Annotated in this window: 16 protein-coding genes; 7 read left to right on the top strand and 9 right to left on the bottom strand. The window is 43.3% G+C overall.

The window, feature by feature from the left end; translation table 11 throughout:
* Positions 1-554: 554 nt before the first annotated feature.
* Together DXA15_RS16735 and DXA15_RS16740 are read right to left on the bottom strand one after the other, a co-directional pair.
* Positions 555-1,775, bottom strand: coding sequence for a sugar MFS transporter (locus DXA15_RS16735; protein WP_128134772.1), 1,221 nt, complete (start codon positions 1,773-1,775; stop codon positions 555-557).
* Positions 1,776-1,935: 160 nt separating this feature from the next.
* Entirely contained in the window at positions 1,936-3,420 is a 1,485-nt protein-coding gene (locus DXA15_RS16740) for a DUF4153 domain-containing protein (protein ID WP_128134773.1), read from the bottom strand.
* A 154-nt stretch (positions 3,421-3,574) separates the two neighbouring features.
* Between DXA15_RS16740 and DXA15_RS16745 the strand changes: the two genes are divergently transcribed.
* Entirely contained in the window at positions 3,575-4,057 is a 483-nt protein-coding gene (locus DXA15_RS16745; protein WP_128134774.1) for a ferritin, read from the top strand.
* A gap of 183 nt (positions 4,058-4,240) precedes the next feature.
* Here DXA15_RS16745 and DXA15_RS16750 read toward each other — a convergent pair whose 3' ends face one another.
* The 4 genes from DXA15_RS16750 to DXA15_RS16765 are packed head-to-tail and all read right to left on the bottom strand — an operon-like array spanning position 4,241 to position 7,975.
* Positions 4,241-4,957: a GDSL-type esterase/lipase family protein gene (locus tag DXA15_RS16750; RefSeq protein WP_128134789.1), complete on the bottom strand. Its 717-nt coding sequence runs from the start codon at positions 4,955-4,957 to the stop codon at positions 4,241-4,243.
* On the bottom strand, positions 4,941-5,903 hold the full coding sequence (locus tag DXA15_RS16755; protein WP_128134775.1) for a glycine betaine ABC transporter substrate-binding protein: 963 nt from the start codon (positions 5,901-5,903) through the stop codon (positions 4,941-4,943). The genes DXA15_RS16750 and DXA15_RS16755 overlap by 17 nt, the downstream gene beginning before the upstream one ends.
* A 33-nt stretch (positions 5,904-5,936) precedes the next feature.
* Positions 5,937-6,752, bottom strand: coding sequence for a proline/glycine betaine ABC transporter permease (locus tag DXA15_RS16760; RefSeq protein ID WP_128134776.1), 816 nt, complete (start codon positions 6,750-6,752; stop codon positions 5,937-5,939).
* Positions 6,749-7,975, bottom strand: coding sequence for a glycine betaine/L-proline ABC transporter ATP-binding protein (locus DXA15_RS16765; protein WP_128134777.1), 1,227 nt, complete (start codon positions 7,973-7,975; stop codon positions 6,749-6,751). Before DXA15_RS16765 ends, DXA15_RS16760 begins: the two co-directional genes overlap by 4 nt.
* 950 nt (positions 7,976-8,925) lie before the next feature.
* On the opposite strand from DXA15_RS16765, the gene DXA15_RS16770 reads away from it, so the two are divergent.
* The 6 genes from DXA15_RS16770 to DXA15_RS16795 all read left to right on the top strand — a co-directional run bounded on the left by DXA15_RS16770 (position 8,926) and on the right by DXA15_RS16795 (position 16,555).
* On the top strand, positions 8,926-9,774 hold the full coding sequence (locus DXA15_RS16770; RefSeq protein WP_128134778.1) for a DUF3298 and DUF4163 domain-containing protein: 849 nt from the start codon (positions 8,926-8,928) through the stop codon (positions 9,772-9,774).
* Between the two features lie 9 nt (positions 9,775-9,783).
* Positions 9,784-10,404: a 16S rRNA (guanine(527)-N(7))-methyltransferase RsmG gene (gene rsmG / locus DXA15_RS16775; protein WP_128134779.1), complete on the top strand. Its 621-nt coding sequence runs from the start codon at positions 9,784-9,786 to the stop codon at positions 10,402-10,404.
* Positions 10,401-11,039 carry an MBL fold metallo-hydrolase gene (locus DXA15_RS16780; protein WP_128134780.1) on the top strand — a complete coding sequence of 213 codons (639 nt, stop codon included), beginning with the start codon at positions 10,401-10,403 and terminating at the stop codon, positions 11,037-11,039. Before rsmG ends, DXA15_RS16780 begins: the two co-directional genes overlap by 4 nt.
* A 14-nt stretch (positions 11,040-11,053) precedes the next feature.
* A complete protein-coding gene (gene gcvP / locus DXA15_RS16785) occupies positions 11,054-13,906 on the top strand; it encodes an aminomethyl-transferring glycine dehydrogenase (protein WP_128134781.1) in 2,853 nt (950 codons plus the stop codon).
* Positions 13,907-13,924: 18 nt separating this feature from the next.
* On the top strand, positions 13,925-15,040 hold the full coding sequence (locus DXA15_RS16790) for a hypothetical protein (RefSeq protein WP_128134782.1): 1,116 nt from the start codon (positions 13,925-13,927) through the stop codon (positions 15,038-15,040).
* 114 nt (positions 15,041-15,154) lie between these two features.
* A complete protein-coding gene (locus DXA15_RS16795; protein ID WP_128134783.1) occupies positions 15,155-16,555 on the top strand; it encodes an MFS transporter in 1,401 nt (466 codons plus the stop codon).
* A gap of 79 nt (positions 16,556-16,634) precedes the next feature.
* On the opposite strand, the gene galB is transcribed toward DXA15_RS16795, so the two are convergent.
* The 3 genes from galB to DXA15_RS16810 all read right to left on the bottom strand — a co-directional run bounded on the left by galB (position 16,635) and on the right by DXA15_RS16810 (position 22,744).
* On the bottom strand, positions 16,635-19,073 hold the full coding sequence (galB, locus tag DXA15_RS16800; protein ID WP_199676339.1) for a beta-galactosidase GalB: 2,439 nt from the start codon (positions 19,071-19,073) through the stop codon (positions 16,635-16,637).
* Positions 19,074-19,158: 85 nt separating this feature from the next.
* Positions 19,159-20,766, bottom strand: a complete 1,608-nt coding sequence (locus DXA15_RS16805; RefSeq protein WP_128134785.1) for an alpha-galactosidase — start codon at positions 20,764-20,766, stop codon at positions 19,159-19,161.
* Positions 20,767-20,803: 37 nt separating this feature from the next.
* Positions 20,804-22,744, bottom strand: a complete 1,941-nt coding sequence (locus tag DXA15_RS16810) for a glycoside hydrolase family 97 protein (protein ID WP_128134786.1) — start codon at positions 22,742-22,744, stop codon at positions 20,804-20,806.
* Positions 22,745-22,763: the final 19 nt, after the last annotated feature.

A 22,763-nucleotide genomic window follows, 5' to 3' on the forward strand; every position in this document is an offset into this window, starting at 1 on the left:
TAAATATTTATCATCTACTATCATACTATCATATTTTGTATAAATACATAGTTATCAACACTCTATCTTATGACAGTAGGTGCTTTTAACTATCATATATCTATCATACAACTATCATACCCGCTTAAAAAGTAAGATAGGAAACGTCTTCTTTTGGATAAATATATAGCTAAAAATCAACAACATAGTAACATATATTGTTTGACACCCGGGTCTTGACACCTTCGACACCCGGGTGTTCGCATCGTCAGGATGGGGATGTAAAACAGGGTAAGATGGGCATCCCGGCAACAAAAAGTCTGCATTCGGGCGAAATTAAGTCATTGTTTTGGGATAAAAAAGTAGTAGACTAACGAATTATGAGAGACAGCATGTAACCGGGCAGTCATCTTTTTAAGGTCAAAAAGATGGCTGCTTAGTTAAAATAGAGTTAAAATGATGGTTGTATGATAGATAAATGATAGTTAAAAACACCTACTATCATAGATTAGAATGCTTATAATCACACATTTATATCAACCAGTGATAGTATGATAGTAGAATTAAAGATAATTCTACTTCTTACATCTTATTGCAAAATACAGAATATACAGAAATGCAATCAACGGCACAAAGAATCCGATTGCCATATTGTTTTCCCCGATATATCCCATCAGCATCGGGCTGAAAGCGCCACCGGCCACTCCCATCACGATATAGGAAGATGTCTTTTTGGTATAAGCGCCCATCCCTTCCAGACCTAACGCAAAGATTGTCGGAAACATGATGGACATGAAGAAGAATGAAATATACAACGCATACAAAGATATCGTTCCGGCAGAAACAATTACCAACGCCATACAGATGGCATCTGCCAAAGCAAACCAGGTCAGCAATTTCCCCGGAGCCATCCATTTCATCGTAAAACTTCCGGAAAGGCGGCCAATCATGAATAAAGCCATTCCGCCAAACGCAAGTATCCGCGAGGCTTCGATATTCGTCATCTGCGGGTCGAGTTCCGTGACATAATTAATAAAGAAACTAAAGATTCCGGTTTGCGCCGCACAATAACAGAACTGCGCTATCACCGCCCGTACAAACTGCCCGTGCCTCCACATCGAAGTGGAGGGGAGTTTTGTATCAAGTCTATTTTCCTTCTGTTCCTCTACCTTTATCTCCGGCAAACGAGTGAAAAAGAAAAGGATAGCTACCAATAAAACAATACCGCCCACAAGAATATAAGGTTTCGTCAGGGTAAACGGGTCATCCTGCGCACCTCCGAAGATTAAAGCTCCGCCAACCAGCGGACCAAGTATCCAGCCCAACCCGTTAAACGATTGCGACAAGTTCAAACGCTGCGCACCCGACTCCGTCGGTCCCAGAATAGTCGAATAAGGATTGGCAGCCGTCTCAAGAATACACAACCCGCAGGCAATGATAAATAAAGCGACCAGAAAAGGAGTCGCAGAATGCAAAAAGGCAGCAGGGATAAAAGCGAAAGCCCCGGCAGCAAAAAGTAACAAGCCCAGAATAATACCTTTCTTATAACCGTAACGTTTCATAAACATTCCGGCAGGCAACGCCATCAGGAAATAAGCGATATAAGTGGAAAACTGCACCAGGCCGCTCTCCGCCTTCGTCATCGTGAAAGCGCCCTGGAAATGTTTGTTCAGTACATCCAGTAAACCATGCGCAAATCCCCACAACAGGAACAGGCTGGTGATAAGTATGAATGGAATGAGATATGATTTTCCATTGGGGGCGGCAAATAAGCTTTGTTTGTTTTTCTTTTCCATCAGATTCTTTTGATTCGGGTAATTGAATATACAGTCCATCAATTGCCATTTCTCCGCCGATATGGCGCCGGAAATGACTTAACAGATTGCAAAGGTAATTCTTTTCTGCCAATAAACTATGTATAATCAGGACCTCGCAGATATTGGAGGTCCTGACCGGTTATTTCTTTTTCAGATAATAATTCGGATTAAAGTAGGAAATCCGGTAAGCAGAGTCCGGAGCGTTACGGTATAAATTGATCGTATTAAAAACCAACTTTGCCGAATCCATATCGAACTCAAGTAAAACAGGGAACATCGTTTCAGGAATAGAATCATAAGGAGTCAACCCGGCTTTTGCCAACTGGTTGTTCCAGAATGTCGTCAAATTCTCCTGATAGATAGTATCTCCTTTATGGTTGAATAGATAAAAAGTATCCCGTTCTGTCGTTGTCCACATTTTACCTGGATTTTTATATCCGGCAACCGGCATTAAAAACTGATAACCCGAAATATCCAAAGGCTCTCCGTTATCAATCTCAAGATAAGCCTGATAGTCAGAGTTCTTATCTTTCGGAGGGTAATTATCCCGTCCGGTTTGCGAAATCCGTTCAATATCTTTTGCCGTGATTCCGGGTATATAAGTAACCACCGACAAGAAGACGATCGCCAGGCAGGAAGCATACAGATATCGGCCGGACTGTTTGGTAAAGAATAAAACGGCCAGACAAGTCAGTATCAACCCGACTACAACCAGATAAACACGCGGCTCTGTAAATCCGTACTCGTTGATACGATAACAAGCACCCACCCAATACATCGCCAAAGCGGGCAATACGGCAAAACTGGCCTGTTTATAAAACCAATCATAATACCTCTTCGTCAGAAAGACCTGGCAACCTTTCAGAATAAAAGTGACAGAAACAAAACTGACAACGATATAAGCCACCGCCCCTTTCGGCAATGACCAAAGAACCGCTACCTTAATAAAATAAAGATACAGAATGACCGCATAGATCAGCAAAGCCGGCGAAAGCACATAATTCAGCAACACTTCAAACAGCCTGTTACGGCTCTCCTCCTTTTCCTCCCTTTCTTGATTGAACATGAGGAACAACAAAGGCATCCCGCACATAAACAGAAGGTAAGCCGAGTCGGTATAGAAACTCCTGTAACTGTTTTCCCATATCTCAAAGATGTATTGTATGGATGCAAAGATCGAGATTGCCAGCAGATAAGCTATTCCCGCCAGTAATCCGGCAGATAATAAAGACTTCACATAACGCAACCCGACACGCACAAACTCATCATTATCACGTTTCCAGCCGCTAACCAGATAGAGGAGTTGCACTACAATCAATGAAACCAGATAGGTCGGTTCCCATATCTCATCCTTGTCCAGCCACAAAAAAGGAATAAAAAAGAAAGCCGATAAAAAATACAGCGGCCGTAGTTTGTGTTGTACGGTCAGTCCGTTCAATATATAGGTTATCAGGAACAAGACCGGAAAATAAGCCAGCGGCGCCGCCAGAAAAGAATATCCGAATCCATACTCGAAATAGACACATCCTGCCAGACTGAAAACGACTGACAACACAACTTCCACCGGATGTTTCCTGACAGCCAGTTTCAACCTGTTTATGAGAAACTCTATTTTCTTTTTCATATTGATTCAACGTTTATTAGATAGAAACGAAGATAAGAACTTCTTATTACATAAAAACGATGAGAGACGAAATAAATAAACACATATTAGAACAAATCCCATAACTGTTTGTTTTATTAATAAAATCAATAAACGTATTATAAAACATACAGCTATGACTTTAAGTAGAAAATTATCCGATGCTCTGAACGAGCAGATACAGGCAGAGATGTGGTCTTCCAATCTCTATCTGTCCATGTACATTCATTTTGCTCAAATAGGTTTGGACGGTTGCGCCCATTGGATGAAAAAACAATCGGAAGAAGAACTCGATCATGCCTATAAAATGATTGATTATTCTGTAAAACGTGGCGGACAGGTGAAACTGGAACAGATCAATGTTGTTCCGACAGCTTTCGGCACACCGCTGGAAGTATTCGAACATGTTTACCAGCATGAGGTTCATGTTTCCGAGTTGATCGACAAACTGGTAGATATCGCACATGCAGAAAACGACAAGGCGACACAAGATTTCCTTTGGGGTTTTGTACGTGAACAAGTGGAAGAAGAAGCAACCGCCAAAAACATCGTTGAAAAACTAAAACTCTACGGTGAACATCATGTGGCAATCATGGATCATCATTTGAGTAAGAGATAATTGGTTCAGATATTATCAAATATGAACTATCCGATTATTGACCGGTTGTACCTGGCTCCCCTCTTGAGAGGGGGAAGGGGGTGTGTTATAGTTTCGCCCTATAACGAGCTTTAACACACCCCTTATCCCCTCTCAAGAGGGGAATTAGTTACTCCCGTCACTATAACTCAAACATTTCTATATTTACTCTACAACCTTTAATATCGCCTTTCCCCAATATTCCCCCAATATGGCTGCCCCTTTTTCGTTCGGATGGAGATAGAACGTACCGGCATTACCTTCTTCCGGTATTAAATCCGTGAGGTAATTGGCCTTGAAATAATCGAATGCCTCCGTATCTCCCATAAACACCTGGCCGGGAAAACGTTTGGCATACTCTTCGACCAACGATTGCAATACCGGATAATAACTTTGCAGGCGGTTTAAACCTTCTTTCAGATACATGGCACCGTTATATGTATTCGGACTGTACCATACCGGACGATGCAAAACGATTTTACAACAGGGATACAACGCTAGTAACTGGTTGATAATAGCTTTCATGTTTTCTTCGTATTTTTCAGGAGAAGCCGGTGCACCGTTCGGACCTGTAATCGCACTATCGTTCGTCCCCAACATGATGGAAAAGACAAGGGTCGCCCAAGTCTCGTCCGCAAACTTATCGGCAGCCTCCTTCGCCTTCGGGAAAAGTGTTTCCGTTGTCGGCAGATAATCGGTAGTCGTACAGCCGCTTACTCCCTGATTGGAATATTTGACAGAAGTGACCGACGGTTGTTTTGTCAGGTATAAAGCGGCTTTCACCGGAGGAGCGTCATGCGACGGAGTAGCGATTAACGCTCCCTGGGTAATACTGTTTCCTATAAATACGATGCTCATATTCTTTTTACTTTCCGCCTTCATAAAAGGACTGCTTATCGCCAGTCCCAACAACAGGCAGGCTATTTTCGCGATCTGTTTCATATTCGTTTAGCTGAGTTAATTTATTCGTTTGCGAAGGTAAAAATAAATCAACTATTTCGGGATGTTTTTGCAGCCAAACTTTTGCTCCCTCCGATTCACGTAAAGGATACTCTTCCATTATATCCATCAGTTCGCTCAATTGTTCATTGGTAAACCTGAAGTTTTTAAAGAAAGCCGCAACGTAAGGGTGAGTTTTGGAAAAGCCTTTAGTAGCAACGGCTTCGATATGTTCTGCATTACCGAACACACCTTTACTGTCTTCCAGAAATTTCAGGTCATAACGGGAAAACATCCAGTGAGGTGTCCAGCCTGTCACAACAATCCAGTCGTTATGTTCAACCGATTTTTGCAGGAACGCCGTCATGGTAGGCCCGCTGGATGGCATCAATGCCAGTTGTAATCCGTATTCATCAACAGCCTTTTCCGTCAGGTTCATCAGGCTGGCACCGATATCGATTCCGATAATTTCATTTTTGAAACGTTCTTTGTGCGCATTCAGTTCTTCTATCGTATTGATCGTTACATAAGACGGAACAGCCAGTCCTAAACGGGCATTTTCAAACGGAACACCAATCGTTTCCAGACGGTCGCCATATTTTTTCATATAGTCGACATGCGTATCCGGAAGCCACGCATCCAGAAACAGATCGACTTTACCGGCAGCTACGGAGGTAAAGATAGGAGCGATATCGGCATTCTTCAAAGTCACTTTATATCCCTGTTCCTCCAGCATTGCCTTTGCCAGATAACTCATGGCGATGCCTTCCGACCAGTTCACATAGCCGATCGAAATCTCCTTCGGGTCTTTGGCACGACTGCAACCGGCAAGGAACATGAGCACAGCCAGGAGCAGGATCAGGTTGATAAGTATAAATAATCTTCTCATACAATTTTTCTTTTTACAGTTAATCACGCAGGTTTATTTCTTACGAACAAACCCCTGAGTTATACGATCCAGTACAATGGCCAGAATCACAACGGCAATACCGCCTTCAAATCCAAGACCGATCTTCATCTGGGTAATACCTTTCAATACGATCTCCCCCAAACCTCCGGCGGAGATCATTGCGGCAATCACCACCATAGACAACGCCATCATAATCGTTTGATTCACTCCCGTCATAATCGTCGGCAACGCCAACGGCAGCTGTACTTTGAAAAGTAGCTGGCGGGAAGTTGCTCCGAATGAGCGGGTCGCCTCAACGATATCCTCCGGAACCTGCCGTATTCCTAAATCCGTCAAACGGACAACCGGCGGCATGGCAAATATCACCGTGGCAAAAGCACCCGGCACAGGTCCCAGCCCGAAGAACAAGACAGCCGGGATCAGGTAAACAAAAGCCGGCATTGTCTGCATCAGGTCCATAACCGGACGAATTATTTTGGCGGCAATACGATTTTGAGCCGTCCATATCCCAAGCGGGACACCCAGAATGAGGGCAATTACGGTAGACGATAAAACCAATGCTACGGTCTGCATCGTCTGCTCCCAGAATCCCATCCCGTAGATCAGGAAAAGTCCCAACAACGTAAGTACAGCTGTCCCTTTACCGGCTTTATACCAAGCCAGTACCGTTAAGGCCGGAATCATAATGTAAAAAGGTATCCATAACAATCCATGCTGAAAGGTCTCGATGAAACCACCGATAATATTATTGACGACATCAAAAAAATGTGCCCAGTGTTCCGTCATCCAGTTGATGACGATTTCTATATATTTTCCGATATTAATCATAAATCTATTGCGTTTTGAATTATTTCTTCTATTTCTTTCTGGTCTTTTCCGGTCATTTCAATGATGATGGCGGAAGGAGAGACAACACCCACCAACTGATTTTTTTCATTGACAACAGGTAAAGCCTGCCGTACTTTCGGAAGCAAAGGAAGCATGTCTTCCACTGTGGTATTTTCAAGGACAGAAGGCACTTCTTTCTGTACGATAGAACTGACATCCTTGCTTCCCTCTTTCCGCAATTTCAATACATCTTTATATTGTATCTCACCGATAAACTGATCGTCATTCCCGATAACAGGCAGTGCATACAATCGTTTTTCACGCATTTTACGAAAGATCGCTTCCGGACCGTCTCTTTTAATCCTTACAACGATCGGTTGTTTAAGCATTATCGATGAAGCTGTTACGATACGTCCCCGGTCCACACTTTCTGTAAAACGTGTTACGTAAGCATTTGCCGGATCAGTCAGTATCTCTTCCGGTGTGCCGACCTGCACGACTTCGCCATCTTTCATAATGGCAATACGGTCGCCCAGCTTAATCGCCTCGTCCAGGTCATGCGTAATAAAAACAATCGTCCTCTTCATCTTCTCCTGCAAAAGAAGTAATTCATCCTGCATCTGTTCACGGATCAACGGATCCAATGCAGAAAATGCCTCATCCATCAAAAGGACTTCCGGATTATTAGCCAGTGCACGGGCCAGGCCGACACGTTGCTGCATGCCGCCGGACAGTTCATCGACCCGCTGGTTCTCGTAACCTTTCAGACCGACCAGTTCGATACTCTCCTGCGCTTTCTTCTCCCGTTCTTCTTTAGAAACACCTTGCAATTCCAGACCGAACGAAACATTACTTAATACCGTACGGTGAGGTAATAACCCGAAATGCTGAAAAACCATAGCCAGTTCTTTCCGGCGTATCTGTAATAATTCCTTATCAGACGAACGTGTTATGTCGATCCCGTTCACACGGATTTCTCCCATTGTCGGTTCATTCAGCCGGTTTATGCAACGCAACAAAGTAGACTTTCCACTACCGGACAATCCCATGATAACGAACATCTCCCCTTCTTCAATTTCCAGGTTTGCGTTACGGACAGCAACTGTACATCCGGTTTCTTTCAATATTTCCTGTTTACTTTTTCCTTTCAGTATCATCTTTTTCGCTCTGCTCTTCTCTGAACCGAAAAGGATAGATAAGTTTTTTATTTCTATCTTCGCCATATATCTAATTATTTTGATTTCATGTCCGGTGGTTATAGTCCAGATCTGCTTTTTCAGACAAGTACAATCTGGTATCCGGACGCACATAATGAATCCGGAATAACTTTTTTTCAATAAACTTTATATGCTAATTTTTACACCCTGGTGGTAAACGGAATCAGTACCGTTACATTACTACAACAAGTAAACCTTGATTTAGTTCATTTAAGGCAAAAAACATCTCGTACCGGACAGATGTTACCAGACAATAAACAGTCATCGCCATTTCTTAATAAAGCTTCTAAAGTTCCATGAAAATCAACATAGATGAATAACATCTAAAAAATATATGATATTTTTGTAAGAAGAAACTTCCGTCAAATGCCGCTCCGCAGAATACCGGAGAACAAGAGTTTATAAACTGTAGCTTGGAAAAATCAAAGAAGCGTGGATACTGTCAATATATAGACATTGAGGCTCTCGACAGGCCCCCCAACAATATGTATAACAGTACCACGCTCTTATCTATATACACGAACAACTTTACAATTATCTCATTGTGTATAAACAGAAAAGAACATTTGCATTTACAGTACTATTATTTGTTGGGTGAAATTGTCGAGATTTCAATGTCAAATAATATTTAAAAACGCTTATGTCTAACTTATAAAATGCTCATGAAGCAACACCTTGCATTTCATGTGCGGAACAAAGATACACAGAAGATTTAAATAATCAATTTTTCATCTAAAAATATACATGTATACAATAGAAATACATGTAACCATTGTTATCTGATCAGTAAGTATTTTGTTTTCGAGGTCCTCATAAATGTTTTTGAGGACGCCAAAAACAGATTACTACCGGTAAAAAGAATAGGATTACCTAAAACAACCGGTAAACTAATTCGGTAATTCGGAGAGAAACATGTACATTTGCATTTTAAAGTATAAAATTAAATCTGTATCACAATGAAGACGCAATTATGCCAAAAGCTCGTAGTTTTCTTTCTCATAAGTGTATTTGTCAGCGGTTGTAATATCGGGACAAAAAAGACGACGGATAACGATGTGACATTCGATTCGATCAGTGTGGACAAAACATATCACCTCCTGGAAAACCCGGAAAATCCGAATTGTAATCTTCAGATAAACTTCATCTATCCAGCAAAATACGACAATAAAGATATCCTGAAAAAGATACAACAGCAATTTGTGTATTCTTACTTCGGAGATGGTTACGAAAACTTATCCCCCGAAGAAGCAACTGCCAAATATACCGAAGATTACCTGAACAACTACAAAGATTTGGAAGACGAATATAAAGCAGAAGTAGCAAAAGCCGACGAAACTCCGGTCGGAGCATGGTTCTCCTATTTTGAAATGTCGTCCAATGATATAGCCTACAATAAGAATGACATCCTAAGTTACACTATCAACTTTGAAAATTACACAGGTGGTGCTCATGGCGCCCATTCTTTTACGAATCATGTCATAGATATGAAAACAGGCAACCCGATTAAGGAAGACGACATCTTTATCGAAGGTTTTCAGGAAGACCTGGCACAAATCCTTATAGACCGGATTGCCAAACAAAATACCGTGGAAAATCCGAAAGAATTGGAAAATATAGGTTTTTTCAGTATCGACGAGATTTTCCCGAACGGAAACTTCCTGATTGACGACAATGGCATTACCTATACATTTAACGAATATGAGATAGCCGCCTATGTAGTCGGTGCAACGAATGTACATCTTCCTTACGAAGAAATACAATATCTGCTTAAAAAAGAAAGTCCGATTGCACATCTGGCATTTTAAACATAATCTATGGAACTGATAAAAACTTATTTTCCGGAGCTGAACGAAACGCAACTTGCACAATACGAAGCTCTGTACGATTTATATACTGACTGGAATTCAAAGATCAACGTGATATCACGCAAAGATATCGAGAATCTTTATCCTCATCATGTCCTTCATTCGCTGGGGTTAACTAAAATGATGAAGTTTAAGGATGGTTCATCTGTTATGGATATCGGTACCGGCGGAGGATTTCCCGGTATTCCGTTGGCTATATTCTTTCCGGAAGTACAATTTCATCTGGTTGACAGTATCGGAAAAAAGATCAAGGTCGGACAAGCCGTGGCGGAAGCTATCGGTTTGAAGAACGTAACATTCCGTCACTGCCGGGCTGAAGAGGAAAAACAGCTTTTCGATTTTGTTGTCAGCCGGGCAGTCATGCCATTGGGAGACCTGGTCAAGATATCCCGCAAAAATGTAAAGAAAGAGCAGCACAACGCATTGCCCAACGGATTGATATGTCTGAAAGGCGGTGAGTTGCAACACGAAATACAGGCTTTCCAAAAACAGGCAATCGTTGTTGAACTGGGCGATCACTTCAAAGAAGAATTTTTTCAAACTAAAAAAGTAGTATACGTACCGTTATGATTACAATAAAGGCTTTTGAATTCAATTATTTCCAGGAAAATACATTCGTGTTGTATGATGACACCAAAGAAGCTGTCATCATCGACTGCGGTTGTCTTCGCCCGTCGGAAGAAAAAGAGCTGAGCGATTTCATTACAGAGAATAAACTGACAGTGAAACATCTGCTTTGTACGCATTTACACCTGGACCATATTTTCGGGAATCCGTTTATATATAAAACGTATGGTTTATCCCCGCAAGCACACCGGCTCGATGTGGAACAACTCCCTGCACCCGACAAACAGGCACAAGCATTCGGACTGCCGGGACATTTCAAAGAAATCCCGGTACAGAAACAGCTGGTCGGCAATGAAGTTGTCAAATTCGGACATTCGGAATTATTAGTCCTGACAGTTCCCGGACATTCTCCCGGCAGCGTGGCTTTCTACAATAAAAAGAACGGTTTTGCCATTGTTGGAGACGCGTTATTTGCTGGAAGCATCGGCCGTACGGACTTATGGGGTGGAAATCAAGAAGTACTGATCGCCGCCATCAACGACAAATTGCTGTCATTGCCGGATGAAACGGTCATTTATCCCGGACACGGACCGGAAACAAGAGTTATCGACGAAAAATTAAACAATCCTTATTTATAAACACATTAAATACTATGGACACAAATAAATTTGTAAACCGCCACGTCGGCATTGCAGAGGAAGATATCCCGGCTATGCTTGAAGCTATCGGTGTTAAATCGGTTGACGAACTGATTGACCAGACAATCCCGGCCAATATTCGTCTGAAAGAACCTCTGAATCTTCCGGAGCCAATGACTGAGCGGGAGTTTGCAGAACATATCGCCGAACTGGCATCCAAGAACGAAGTTTTTACGTCTTACATTGGAATGGGATGGTATGATACTATCTGCCCTGCTCCTATCCAGCGTAATGTCTTCGAAAATCCGGTATGGTACACCTCATACACACCGTACCAGGCTGAGGTATCGCAGGGACGCCTGGAAGCACTGTTGAACTTCCAGACTGTAATCAGTGAGCTGACCGCTCTACCGCTAACCAACTGTTCTTTGTTGGATGAAGCAACTGCTGCTGCCGAAGCTGCAACCATGTTCTACGGAAGCCGCAGCCGTGCACAGGCAAAAGCCGGAGCTAATACGCTATTTGTTGATGAAAATGTATTTGAATCCACTTTGGCCGTAATCAAAACACGCATGATACCACAAGGTATCAACGTGGTAATCGGAAATTATAAGACATTCACCTTTACACCGGATGTATTCGGAGCTATCGTACAATTCCCGAATGCGGATGGTTCGATTGAAGATTATAAAGAATTCATTGCAAAAGCGAACGCCAACGAAACCCGTGTAGCCGTAGCAGCCGATCTGATGAGTCTCGTATTGCTGACACCTCCGGGCGAATGGGGAGCAGACGTAGTATTCGGCAGCAGCCAGCGCTTCGGTATTCCGATGTTCTACGGTGGTCCTTCTGCTGCTTATTTTGCAACAAAAGACGAATACAAACGTGCTATTCCGGGACGTATCATCGGTATCTCGAAAGATGCTTACGGACATCCGGCTTACCGTCTGGCTTTGCAGACACGCGAACAGCATATCAAACGTGAAAAAGCAACTTCAAATATCTGTACCGCACAGGCATTACTGGCAACAATGGCCGGTTTCTATGCCGTATATCACGGAGCAGAAGGTCTGCGCAACATTGCCGGACGCATCCACGCTTCCGCCGGATTCCTGGCAGCCGAACTTGAAAAGTTAGGTTACAGACAACTGAACAAGGATTATTTCGATACGTTGAAGATCGAATTGCCGGCTCACGTTTCTGTAAATGCACTGCGTGAAATCGCTTTGGAATGCAAGGTCAATCTTCGTTATTTCGAAGCCGGACAAGTAGGCATCAGTATTGATGAAACTACACAACCGACCGATATCGGAGTGCTGCTATACATCTTCGCCGGTGCTGCCGGAAAAGACTATATGCTGGAAGAAGCCATCCCGGAAAAGACTTATTTCGATCAGAAATTCGCCCGTACTTCCGACTTCCTTCAGGAAGATGTATTCAAAAAATATCATACGGAAACCGAACTGATGCGTTATATCACCCGTCTGGGACGCAAAGACGTATCATTGGCACAGTCGATGATCTCCCTGGGATCATGTACGATGAAACTGAACGCTGCATCTGAAATGCTTCCGCTCAGCCGTGCTGAATTTATGAATATTCACCCGTACGCTCCGGAAGAACAGATAGAGGGCTATACGGAGTTGATTGAAAACCTGTGCTGCTACCTGGCAGAGATCACCGGATTCAAAGGTGTTACATTACAACCGAACTCAGGTGCCGCCGGCGAATATACCGGACTTCGTGTCATCCGCGCTTATCTCGAAAGCATCGGACAGGGACATAGAAATATCGTATTGCTTCCGACATCGGCCCACGGAACAAATCCGGCCAGTGCTATCCAGTGCGGTTATACGACTGTTACTGTTAAATGCGACGACAACGGTAATATCGACCTGGAAGACTTCCGCGCCAAAGCAGAAGCCAACAAAGACAACCTGGCAGCCAGCATGATCACCTATCCGTCTACCCACGGTATTTTTGAAGTAGACATCAAAGAAATGTGTGATATTGTTCATGCTTGTGGCGGACAGTTATATATGGACGGTGCCAACATGAACGCTCAGGTAGGATTGACCAATCCGGGAACTATCGGAGCTGATGTTTGTCACCTGAATCTGCATAAGACATTCGCTTCACCTCACGGTGGTGGTGGTCCGGGCGTTGGTCCGATCTGTGTTGCCGAACATCTGGTACCGTTCCTACCCTCTCATCCGGTAGCCTGGGGAAGCGATCTGAATACGGTTTCTGCTGCTCCCTATGGTAGTGCAGGTATCCTTCCGATCACTTATGCTTATATCCGCATGCTTGGTTCGGAAGGACTGGAAACTGTTACTAAAACAGCTATCCTGAATGCCAATTACCTGGCTTCTAAATTTAAGGATACCTACGGAATCGTTTATACCGGTGCAACCGGCCGTGTAGGTCACGAACTGATTCTGGAATGTCGCAAGGTAAAAGAAACTTCAGGCATTGACGAAGGTGATATCGCTAAACGTCTGATGGACTTCGGGTATCATGCACCTACGCTTTCATTCCCGGTACACGGAACCTTAATGGTTGAACCGACCGAAAGCGAAAGCAAAGCCGAACTCGACCGTTTTGCCGAAGTGATGGACTGCATCTGGAAAGAGATCAAGGAAGTGGAAGAAGGCAAAGCCTCTAAAGAAGACAATGTGCTCAAAAATGCTCCTCATCCGGAATATGAAGTAACTGCCGATGAATGGAAGCATGAATATCCTCGTAGTAAAGCAGCCTTCCCGCTGGAATGGTTGCATGACAGTAAATTCTGGATCAATGTGGCCCGCGTAGATAATGCTTACGGCGACCGCAATCTGATCCCGACACTCTGTGCTTGTGAAATTTAATAACAACAAACAATCTGAATGAAAAAAGTATTTTTAGCTTTAGCAGCCGTTGCCCTTCTGGCAACGGCTTGCAACAAAGCACCGGAAGCAAAAATCAAAGTGTACGGCTGGCAAGGTGAAGGTGGCAACACGACTGAAGAGACCTTACAAGCCGATTTTAGTAAATGGAAATCGCATGGACTGGATGGTATGTGCTACAACGCCGGACATGATTTGCAAAAAATCCAGCGTGCCGCTAAAGTGGCTCACGCAAACGGTATGGAATACCATGCTTGGATACCGGCCATGTTACAGGGAGGCATGGACTCTACCCTGTATGCTGTAAACCGCAAAGGCGAACCGGCTTACGAAGTACAAGCGTATGTTCCTTATTACAAATGTCTTTGCCCAAACCATGAAGGGACAGCCGAATTTCTGACCGATCTATATGGCAAAGTAGCCGATATTCCTGAAGTAGATTACGTTCATCTGGATTATATCCGTTATGTAGACGTAATCCTCGCCAAAGGTCTTTGGGAAAAATACGGCCTGGTTATGAACGAAGAATATCCGACTGCCGATTATTGCTATTGCGACAAATGTGTAGCCGATTTCAAGGCTGCTACCGGTATAGACATTAAATCAGTAGAAGATCCTTCCAAATGCAAAGAATGGGCTCAGTTCCGTTGTGACCTGATCACTAAGCTGGTGGATCGCATTGCAGATACAGTCCACGCTAAAGGTAAAAAGGTCAGTGCAGCCGTATTCCCCGGTCCTGACTCACACGCCAAATGGATGGTTCGCCAGGAATGGAATAAATGGAATATCGACGCATTCTTCCCGATGAACTACAACGACTTCTACCTAGAAGACGCTGCCTGGGTAGGCGAAGTGACGAAGGAAGAAGTAAACTCTGTGAACGGAGAAAAACCTGTTTTCAGCGGTTTATTCATCTGCCACGATTGGCAAAACAAAGCTAACATCAAAGATCCGGAAGGACACGGTCTGATCCCTTCTGAAATAGAAGAAGCGGTACGCGGATCGATGGAAAGCGGTGCGGCGGGTGTTGCCCTGTTTACTCCCGGTAACATGACCGACGAACATTGGAAAGCTTTCGACAAAGCGATTCATCAAACTTACACAGTAAAGAAATAAAAGACTTACACAAGATGTAAATAAACGCAGGTATACGCAGCTCTAATTTTCTCATCTGCATATACCTGCGTTTTTACATTTCATATTCTAATTCTAAAAACAAATAACTATCGCATGAACACAACGACAAAGAAAGAGAAAATCAAATTCAGTAAAGCGTTTTGGGTAGCCAATACCGTCGAACTATTTGAACGTGCCGCCTACTATGGCGTATTTATCGTAATAACACTCTACCTCAGCCGCATCCTCGGATTCAACGACATACAAGCGGCAACCATCGCCGGAACATTCTCCGCATTCCTCTATTTTCTCCCGACTTTTGCCGGTGCACTGGCCGATAAGATCGGATTCCGCAATTCCATGCTGTTGGCCTTCTCCTTGCTGACCATCGGTTATGCCGGATTGGGGCTTTATCCTACCTGGCTCCAGTCAGCCGGACTGGTTGAATACGGGACAACAACAACATTTACCGGATTGCTCGAAAGTAATCTCCGTTATGGAATTATTCCGATCATGATACTGATCGTTATCGGAGGTTCATTTATCAAAAGTGTAATTTCCGGAACTGTAGCCAAAGAAACAACTCCCGAAACCCGTGCCAAAGGTTTCTCCATTTTCTATGCAATGGTAAATATAGGAGCCTTCTCCGGCAAGACTATTGTAAAACCGTTGCGCGAAGCATTAGGGAACGAAGGATTGATCACCCTCAACTATTTTTCCGCTTCAATGACATTCCTGGCTCTACTGGCAATCTGGTTTTTCTATAAAAGCAGCCAGCATTCCGGTGAAGGAAAAACTTTCGGACAAATATGGACGGCACTGATCAAAGTCTGTACAAACGGTCGCCTGATCATATTGATCTTTATTATTTCCGGTTTCTGGATGGTTCAGCACCAACTGTATGCAACCATGCCTAAATACGTTTTACGCCTGGCCGGCGAAGGAGCTTCTCCTTCCTGGTATGCCAACGTGAATCCGCTGGTTGTTGTATTGACCGTAAACTTAGTTACCCAGTTAATGCGTAAGAAAACCGCACTTACCTCTATGACATTCGGTATGTTCATCATGCCGATCTCCGCTCTTTGCATGGCATCGGGAAATATGCTGGATAGCAACACAACTATCCTCGGTATGCATCCGGTAGCTTTCATGATGGTAATCGGGATTGTCTTCCAGGGACTAGCGGAAACATTTATCTCTCCCCGTTTCCTTGAATATTTCTCATTGCAGGCACCCAAAGGCGAAGAAGGCTTATACCTCGGTTTCAGCCACCTTCACTCCTTCCTGTCATCTATACTCGGATTTGGCTTATCAGGCTTCCTCTTAAGCAAATACTGTCCGGAACCGACACTGTTCGCCACGCATGAAGAGTGGGTAGTTGCCAGTGCACATGCACATTATATATGGTATTATTTCGGGGCGATCGCGCTAGTTTCGGCTGTTGCTCTGATTATATATGGTAAAGTGGTAAAAAGACTAGATACAAAAGTTGCTAAAAACAATCAAATAATATAACCACTTTACAAAATAAAAAGCCTTCATATTCGAATTATATGAAGGCTTTTTATTTTGTAAGAAAACATCAGAGACCTTCTTATTTACTCACAAGCTCTATAGCACCTGCTTTTAACCCTTGGCTTTCAGCCTTTACAATAATTTTACCCTTCTTATTTTTTACAGCTTTTACAATTACCAATGCCAACCCATTGAATGCACAACGTTCATGACTTTGAAACGAAGTAAAATCAATAGGATTACCATTATCTGTCGATACAATTTCGCCAGCCCCTTCTATTGTAAACCTGATCAAAGGATTAGCACGAGGCACAGTTTGTTTACGATTATCCTGAACAGCGACCGTTACAAACACCAATTCAGAACCATCTGATAATATTTCACTTTTATCCGCAGTAAGAGATAAAGACTTTGCCTGCCCAGTTGTTCTGATTTCAGCTTCCGACCATCTTTTTCCATCCTTGTAAGCAATAACCTTTACTATGCCAGGTTCGTACTTTATATTATCCCATACTAACCGAAAGTCTTTCCCCGCTTCTTTAACCTTCTTGCCTTTACTTTTACCGTTAATGAACAACTCTGCCTCCGTGCCCGAGGTATATACATGTACCGGAGTAATTTCACCCACTCTTTCCGGCCAGTTCCAATGAGGAAGAATATGTGTCATCGGCAACTCCGGACGCCAATGCGATTGATAAAGAAAATAACGATCTTTAGGGAATCCGGCCAAATCTATAATTCCAAAATAACTGCTACGGGAAGGCGGACTTTTTCTTCTCAATGTATCTAATGCAGCTTCCAATTCCCTTTTTTTAGTTGAATCATTTCTAAAATTCAATAGATTAGTCGCATCTGAATTATAAGGAGTAGGCTCTCCTATATAATCAAATCCTGTCCATACATATTCACCTAATAAATTCGGGTATTGATTCAGAATCCTAAATTGAGCATCAGGAGAACATCCCCAACCAGGCGAAGCACGATCATAAGAAGTTATCTGCCAATCCTGATAGTCAGTATCAAAAAAGTATTCACCACGGGAAGAGACACAAGAAGATGTTTCACTACCCAGCGTGGGCATATTTGTATAGCGTGGGTCTTTGTCCCACTTAGCCTGCTGGCTGAAAAAATAATTAACTCCCATTATGTCCAAAGCGGAAACGGCTCCTACTTCCCTTCCTCCGTCAGGATCGTTATATCCGTTTGATACAGGCCGGGTAGGATCAGCCTTACGCATAATATCTGCCAGATGTTTGGTCATTTCCACGTTTCGTTGCTCCATCACCTCATTTCCTATAGACCAGATAATGACAGAGGGATGATTACGATCCCGATGCACTAAAGCCAAGATATCTCTTTCATGCCATTCATCATACAGTAAATTATAATCTTTTTTCCGTTTGCCAGTTCTCCATGCATCGAAAGTTTCATCCCATACCAGTAATCCCATTTTATCGGCCAGTTCCAACAATTCCGGAGCCGGTGGGTTATGCGAAGTCCGTATGGAATTACATCCCATATTCTGAAGTATATCGAGTTGACGTTTCAACGCACTTTTATTAAAAGCAGCACCTAAAGATCCCAGATCATGATGATTACAAACACCCTTGATTTCCACTTTGTTTCCATTCAGCAAAAAACCATTGTGCGCAGTAAACTCGATATTTCTTACACCAAATGATGTATTATACGTGTCCATAAGTACTCCATCCACATAAACCTTTGTCTGCGCCAGGTAACGATCGGGGGATTGAATATCCCAGCGTTTAGGGTTAAGCAGATCGGTTGTCATAACCGTTTTAGCAGTCGAGTTGGCATGAATATCGATTATCTCCGTTTGTTGGGTTACCAATTCTCCCGGCACATCATCGATGTCGAGTTCAAAATAACTCGTCACCAGTTGCGCCTGAACGGGCATATGCTCATAATTTTCAACCGTTATCTCAGTTTTCACTTTGGCTGACCGATCCGTTATCTCAGGAGTTGTGATATAGGTTCCCCAATGTGCAATATGTACAGGCTGACATTTAACCAGCCACACATGCCGGTATATACCAGCCCCGCTATACCACCTGGACTCCCAGTTTTCCGTATCGAGCCGGACAGCCAAGACATTCTTCTGACCCGATTTTATGAAGGGAGTTAAATCCAACCGGAACGAATTATAGCCATAAGGCCACGTGCCGACGTACTCACCGTTAAGCCAAACTTCGGCATTAGCCATTGCCCCGTCAAAATCAATGTACGTCCTCTCTCCCACCTTTTGCTCAGGTGTAAAATATTTCCGATACCAGCCTATTCCCTGATAGGGTAATTTTCCGGTTTCTCCTCCCAGCTCAATCCGAAAAGGGCCTGCTATCGCCCAGTCATGTGGTAAATCAAGTTTTTGCCAACCCGACTCGTCTATAACCGCCTTTTCCAATCCGGAAGGTTCAGGAAGTGACATCCCGTCAGCTTGTAAGCCATAACGCATAAAGAGCCAATCCTCATCGAACAACTGTACATTGGCATTACCCATCCGTTGAATTGGTCTATTGCCATCCACAGAGGAGAAAAGCCGCAGACATATCAACAAGTTAAATAAAATATAAATTATTATTTTCCTATTCATATTTTCTCTTCATTACAACCTCAATCTTATCCACATCCGGTCCTATTTCTTTCGAATTACTAAGCCGGATCACATTGTCGCCTTCTTCCAATTGTATAAAAACTGTGGCGACCCCAGCCGTCTTACCTTTATTCGGTTGAAAGGACAAAGATGGCATAGCTTTACTGTTCACTGTAATATCAAATGACTTCAGAGCATCTGTAAAATAATGAATACGAAGTGTAGCCTGTTGTTTACATGGACTATAAACTTCGCGGAACTCTGCCCAATTCTCCGGGCTACCGCCGATTCCGGTCATGACATGACGACCGGATGCTTCTTCCCGTGAGCCTAACAGTTTTGTGTCTTTTTCCGGATAATAACTATCTTCATAGAAAGCATTCATAAAAGCATATTCACCTTCATATACAGAGGGAGCATACCATTTCTTTCCTTCAACTTTCAGTACGACTGTACCATTAGCAGGAACTGTTGCCTCGTAACCTCCCCGGAAAGTTCCCAAATCTTCATGCTTCCATGAATCACGGACTGTAACTTTTCCATCCAAACAAAGATCTTTGAAATCTACCCGCATAGTCGTAGGTTCATCCGATGGATTGTAGAGAGCTACTGCACGAATTCCACCACGCTTATTTTCTAATGGCTTAGCCAAAACAATGCCGTTACCGCTATAAGCTATGACACGTGCTTGCATGCCCAATGGATCTTGATTGATAACAATAAGTTCTTCATTCTTTATAATAGCCAGTGACTCATCCCGAATCGTTTTCATATTACAACCAATCATCAGGGGGGAACTCATTATACACCACATACTAAAATGCGTCCGTTCCTGTTCCAAAGTCAGCCCACGGTCTATTTCCAGTATGTCCATATCATTATAATGACCCGGAGAAGCATATTGTGCAAAATAAAGATTCTTATCAATGATCTGTTTTACAGAGCTGAATTTGTTGGTTATATCGCCGTGTATGCGCCAAGAATCCCCCATGTTTATCGCCCATGTACCGGGAAAAGCCCAACAACATATATTATAACGGACATCTGTACGGCCTGTTGCTTGGATGCCTTCATACACCGAAGTATAACGTTCCTTCTTATCCTGACCGAGTTTATCGCCACCACAAAAATCGACCTTTAGGAAATCGTATCCCCACTCTTTCAGGAAAAGATCGAGGTCACGCTGCTGATGCCCCCACAATCCGACACCAATCCCAAACGTATCGTTGTCCCAAATAGAACCGCAGGTATTAGCACCGGCATCGCTATATATTCCGGCCTTCAAGCCCTTGGAATGAATATAATCTGCCACATCTTTCATACCGTTGGGAAACTTCTCCGGATTACAAAACAAACGCCCATTCTCATCACGTCCTCCGAAAAAGCCATCATCTATATTGATATACTGATAACCAACCTTGTCTAATCCTTTCTCTACCATCGCATCAGCACTTTGTTTGATAATTTCCGAACTGATTTTTACACGATAGGTATTCCAACTGCTCCACCCCATCATGGGGGCACGTCCTTGCTGGGCATCTACTTTAAAGCAGGTTGCCAATAATCCCAGTCCTAATATAAAAAAAGCATGTTTCATCATGTCTGTTTCTTCTAATTTATTTAAGATTAGCTATCTTTTACCTTACAGATATCCGGGCTACCAGTCCGCCTCCCGACATCAGATTTTCTTTTAGTTTATGGCCGAAGCGTATCTTGCTTTCTTTTACTTCGATCAACTTCCGGTTGCCGGGAGCATCCGTTACTATCTCCAGCTTATATTTGCCTTTGGGCAGGAAATCCAGTTTCGTTTCAAACGTTTTGGGGTCTTCTCCGTTCAAGACGGTCAAATACCATACATCTCCTTTCCGACGGGCCAATGCTGCCAGTTTCCCGATCTCGCTTTCCGGTAATACGACCGTTTCGTCCCACACGACAGGTACACTTTCAATAAACGAACGTCCGGAAGAAGAAAGCATGTCCTCCATATCGGCTGCGAAAATCAACATGGGGGATGTCAGCATATAAATGGATGAAAGCTGATGGGCGAATGTAACCGACGGCGGACAAAAAGCCCGGAAGTTCAACGGGGTATAGTCAGCCGGGCCAACCAGCCAACGGGTAAAAGGCAATACCGTATTATGATAAGGCCAGGGCGGACCGGGTGCCCAGCTATCCTCTCCTCCCACAGTCTCCAGCCCCCTGACAGCCTCTTTTGCCAACAAGTTTGGATACGTGTAAGAGTCTCCGGTAGGCTTATTCACCCCATGAAAGATCACCATCAGCTTTTCTTTGGCCGCATCCTTCAGGATATTTTCCATCAGATTGACTGTAAAAAGATTTTCCGTATGAAAAAAGTCGATCTTCAAACCTTTGACACCTGCCTCCGAACACTTCCGCATAAAATCGGCACGTTCTTTCGGATCTACCAACCCGATATCTGTTTTATTTCCGGAACGGGGAGATGAGGAGCGCCATACCCATATATTCACATTCCTTTCTTTCGCATAATCGACCAGATCTTTCAGCATTTCCCATTTTGTCCGCCCATTGGCATCTTTTTCAGTTTGTTGCCACAGTTCCCAGCCATCATCGACGACAACCGACTCAATGCCCAACTCGGAACATCCGTCTACATATTTTTTATGATTATCCACACTCAAACGCTCGATACCACCTTCTGTCAGCCATGTAAACACCGCTCTTCCCGGCTTGATCCAGTCTGTCTTCGCCCCGTCCGGAAAAAGGGTTTCGTCCGGTTTGTCCGATACCTTTGCCAATATCTTGTTATTGACCAGGCCATTCAGGTCTTCCGACAGCATCAGGACACGCCAGGGAGTTACAACCTCGTTTGCTCCTTTCACCGGAGAAACGATCCAAGGCACATTCCGCACCGCCTCATGCCAGTATTTTGCCGGAGGAAGCCCAGTTATAATACCTGTCTCCATATGACCTTTGTTCTCCACATAACCAAACTGAACCCGGTTAGGCTCTGTTCCAAACAAGACCGCACCATGATAATTGAAAAGATTAGCTTCCGTTATAGCCGCATATAGCCCGTTCGGAAGACAAAAGGTTGCCGGAGGAGCTAATAATTCACCTTGTATATGATCTGTCATCCTATCCTGATATTGTTGCAGCCAACCGTACTGGAAAGGTCCACTAGCATACCATGTTCTAGTTTGTGATGGAAAAGTAAATGATGTTTCTTCTCCATAAATACATTTAGGCCCTTCAGCCGGAATACGATAACGTAAAGCGATTCCGTCAGGGAAAACACGTGTATCTATATGAAAAATTGTACCTTCTGTTTGCTGCAAAGTATATACAACATAACCTCCTACACCTTCCACCTTATCTATCATTTTCGCATTTTCACCTAACACTTGATTATCAACATTTAATCCAAGAAACGATTCTAAAATAACAGGTTCTTTCCCATAGGATAAACTAAAAACAAGTCGATTTGCAGGATTCACCCGCATATCCAATGATATTTGATTGTCGGCCTTCACCGACTGTAGACAGAAAATAAATCCTATAAACGAACTTATGACCTGTAATGTCATTCTTATATTCATGATTATACAAATTAATTAT

The organism is Parabacteroides sp. AM58-2XD (assembly GCF_003463685.1).
Lineage (GTDB): Bacteria > Bacteroidota > Bacteroidia > Bacteroidales > Tannerellaceae > Parabacteroides > Parabacteroides segnis.

Excerpts from the sequence above, each read along its gene's own strand:
- DXA15_RS16760 (WP_128134776.1), bottom strand. The coding sequence starts at position 6,752 with ATGATTAATATCGGAAAATATATAGAAATCGTCATCAACTGGATGACG.
- rsmG (WP_128134779.1), top strand. The coding sequence starts at position 9,784 with ATGGAACTGATAAAAACTTATTTTCCGGAGCTGAACGAAACGCAACTT.
- DXA15_RS16755 (WP_128134775.1), bottom strand. The coding sequence starts at position 5,903 with ATGAGAAGATTATTTATACTTATCAACCTGATCCTGCTCCTGGCTGTG.
- DXA15_RS16790 (WP_128134782.1), top strand. The coding sequence starts at position 13,925 with ATGAAAAAAGTATTTTTAGCTTTAGCAGCCGTTGCCCTTCTGGCAACG.
- DXA15_RS16750 (WP_128134789.1), bottom strand. The coding sequence starts at position 4,957 with ATGAAGGCGGAAAGTAAAAAGAATATGAGCATCGTATTTATAGGAAAC.
- DXA15_RS16745 (WP_128134774.1), top strand. The coding sequence starts at position 3,575 with ATGACTTTAAGTAGAAAATTATCCGATGCTCTGAACGAGCAGATACAG.
- DXA15_RS16735 (WP_128134772.1), bottom strand. The coding sequence starts at position 1,775 with ATGGAAAAGAAAAACAAACAAAGCTTATTTGCCGCCCCCAATGGAAAA.
- DXA15_RS16770 (WP_128134778.1), top strand. The coding sequence starts at position 8,926 with ATGAAGACGCAATTATGCCAAAAGCTCGTAGTTTTCTTTCTCATAAGT.
- gcvP (WP_128134781.1), top strand. The coding sequence starts at position 11,054 with ATGGACACAAATAAATTTGTAAACCGCCACGTCGGCATTGCAGAGGAA.
- DXA15_RS16780 (WP_128134780.1), top strand. The coding sequence starts at position 10,401 with ATGATTACAATAAAGGCTTTTGAATTCAATTATTTCCAGGAAAATACA.
- DXA15_RS16810 (WP_128134786.1), bottom strand. The coding sequence starts at position 22,744 with ATGAATATAAGAATGACATTACAGGTCATAAGTTCGTTTATAGGATTT.
- DXA15_RS16795 (WP_128134783.1), top strand. The coding sequence starts at position 15,155 with ATGAACACAACGACAAAGAAAGAGAAAATCAAATTCAGTAAAGCGTTT.
- galB (WP_199676339.1), bottom strand. The coding sequence starts at position 19,073 with ATGGGTAATGCCAATGTACAGTTGTTCGATGAGGATTGGCTCTTTATG.
- DXA15_RS16805 (WP_128134785.1), bottom strand. The coding sequence starts at position 20,766 with ATGATGAAACATGCTTTTTTTATATTAGGACTGGGATTATTGGCAACC.
- DXA15_RS16765 (WP_128134777.1), bottom strand. The coding sequence starts at position 7,975 with ATGGCGAAGATAGAAATAAAAAACTTATCTATCCTTTTCGGTTCAGAG.
- DXA15_RS16740 (WP_128134773.1), bottom strand. The coding sequence starts at position 3,420 with ATGAAAAAGAAAATAGAGTTTCTCATAAACAGGTTGAAACTGGCTGTC.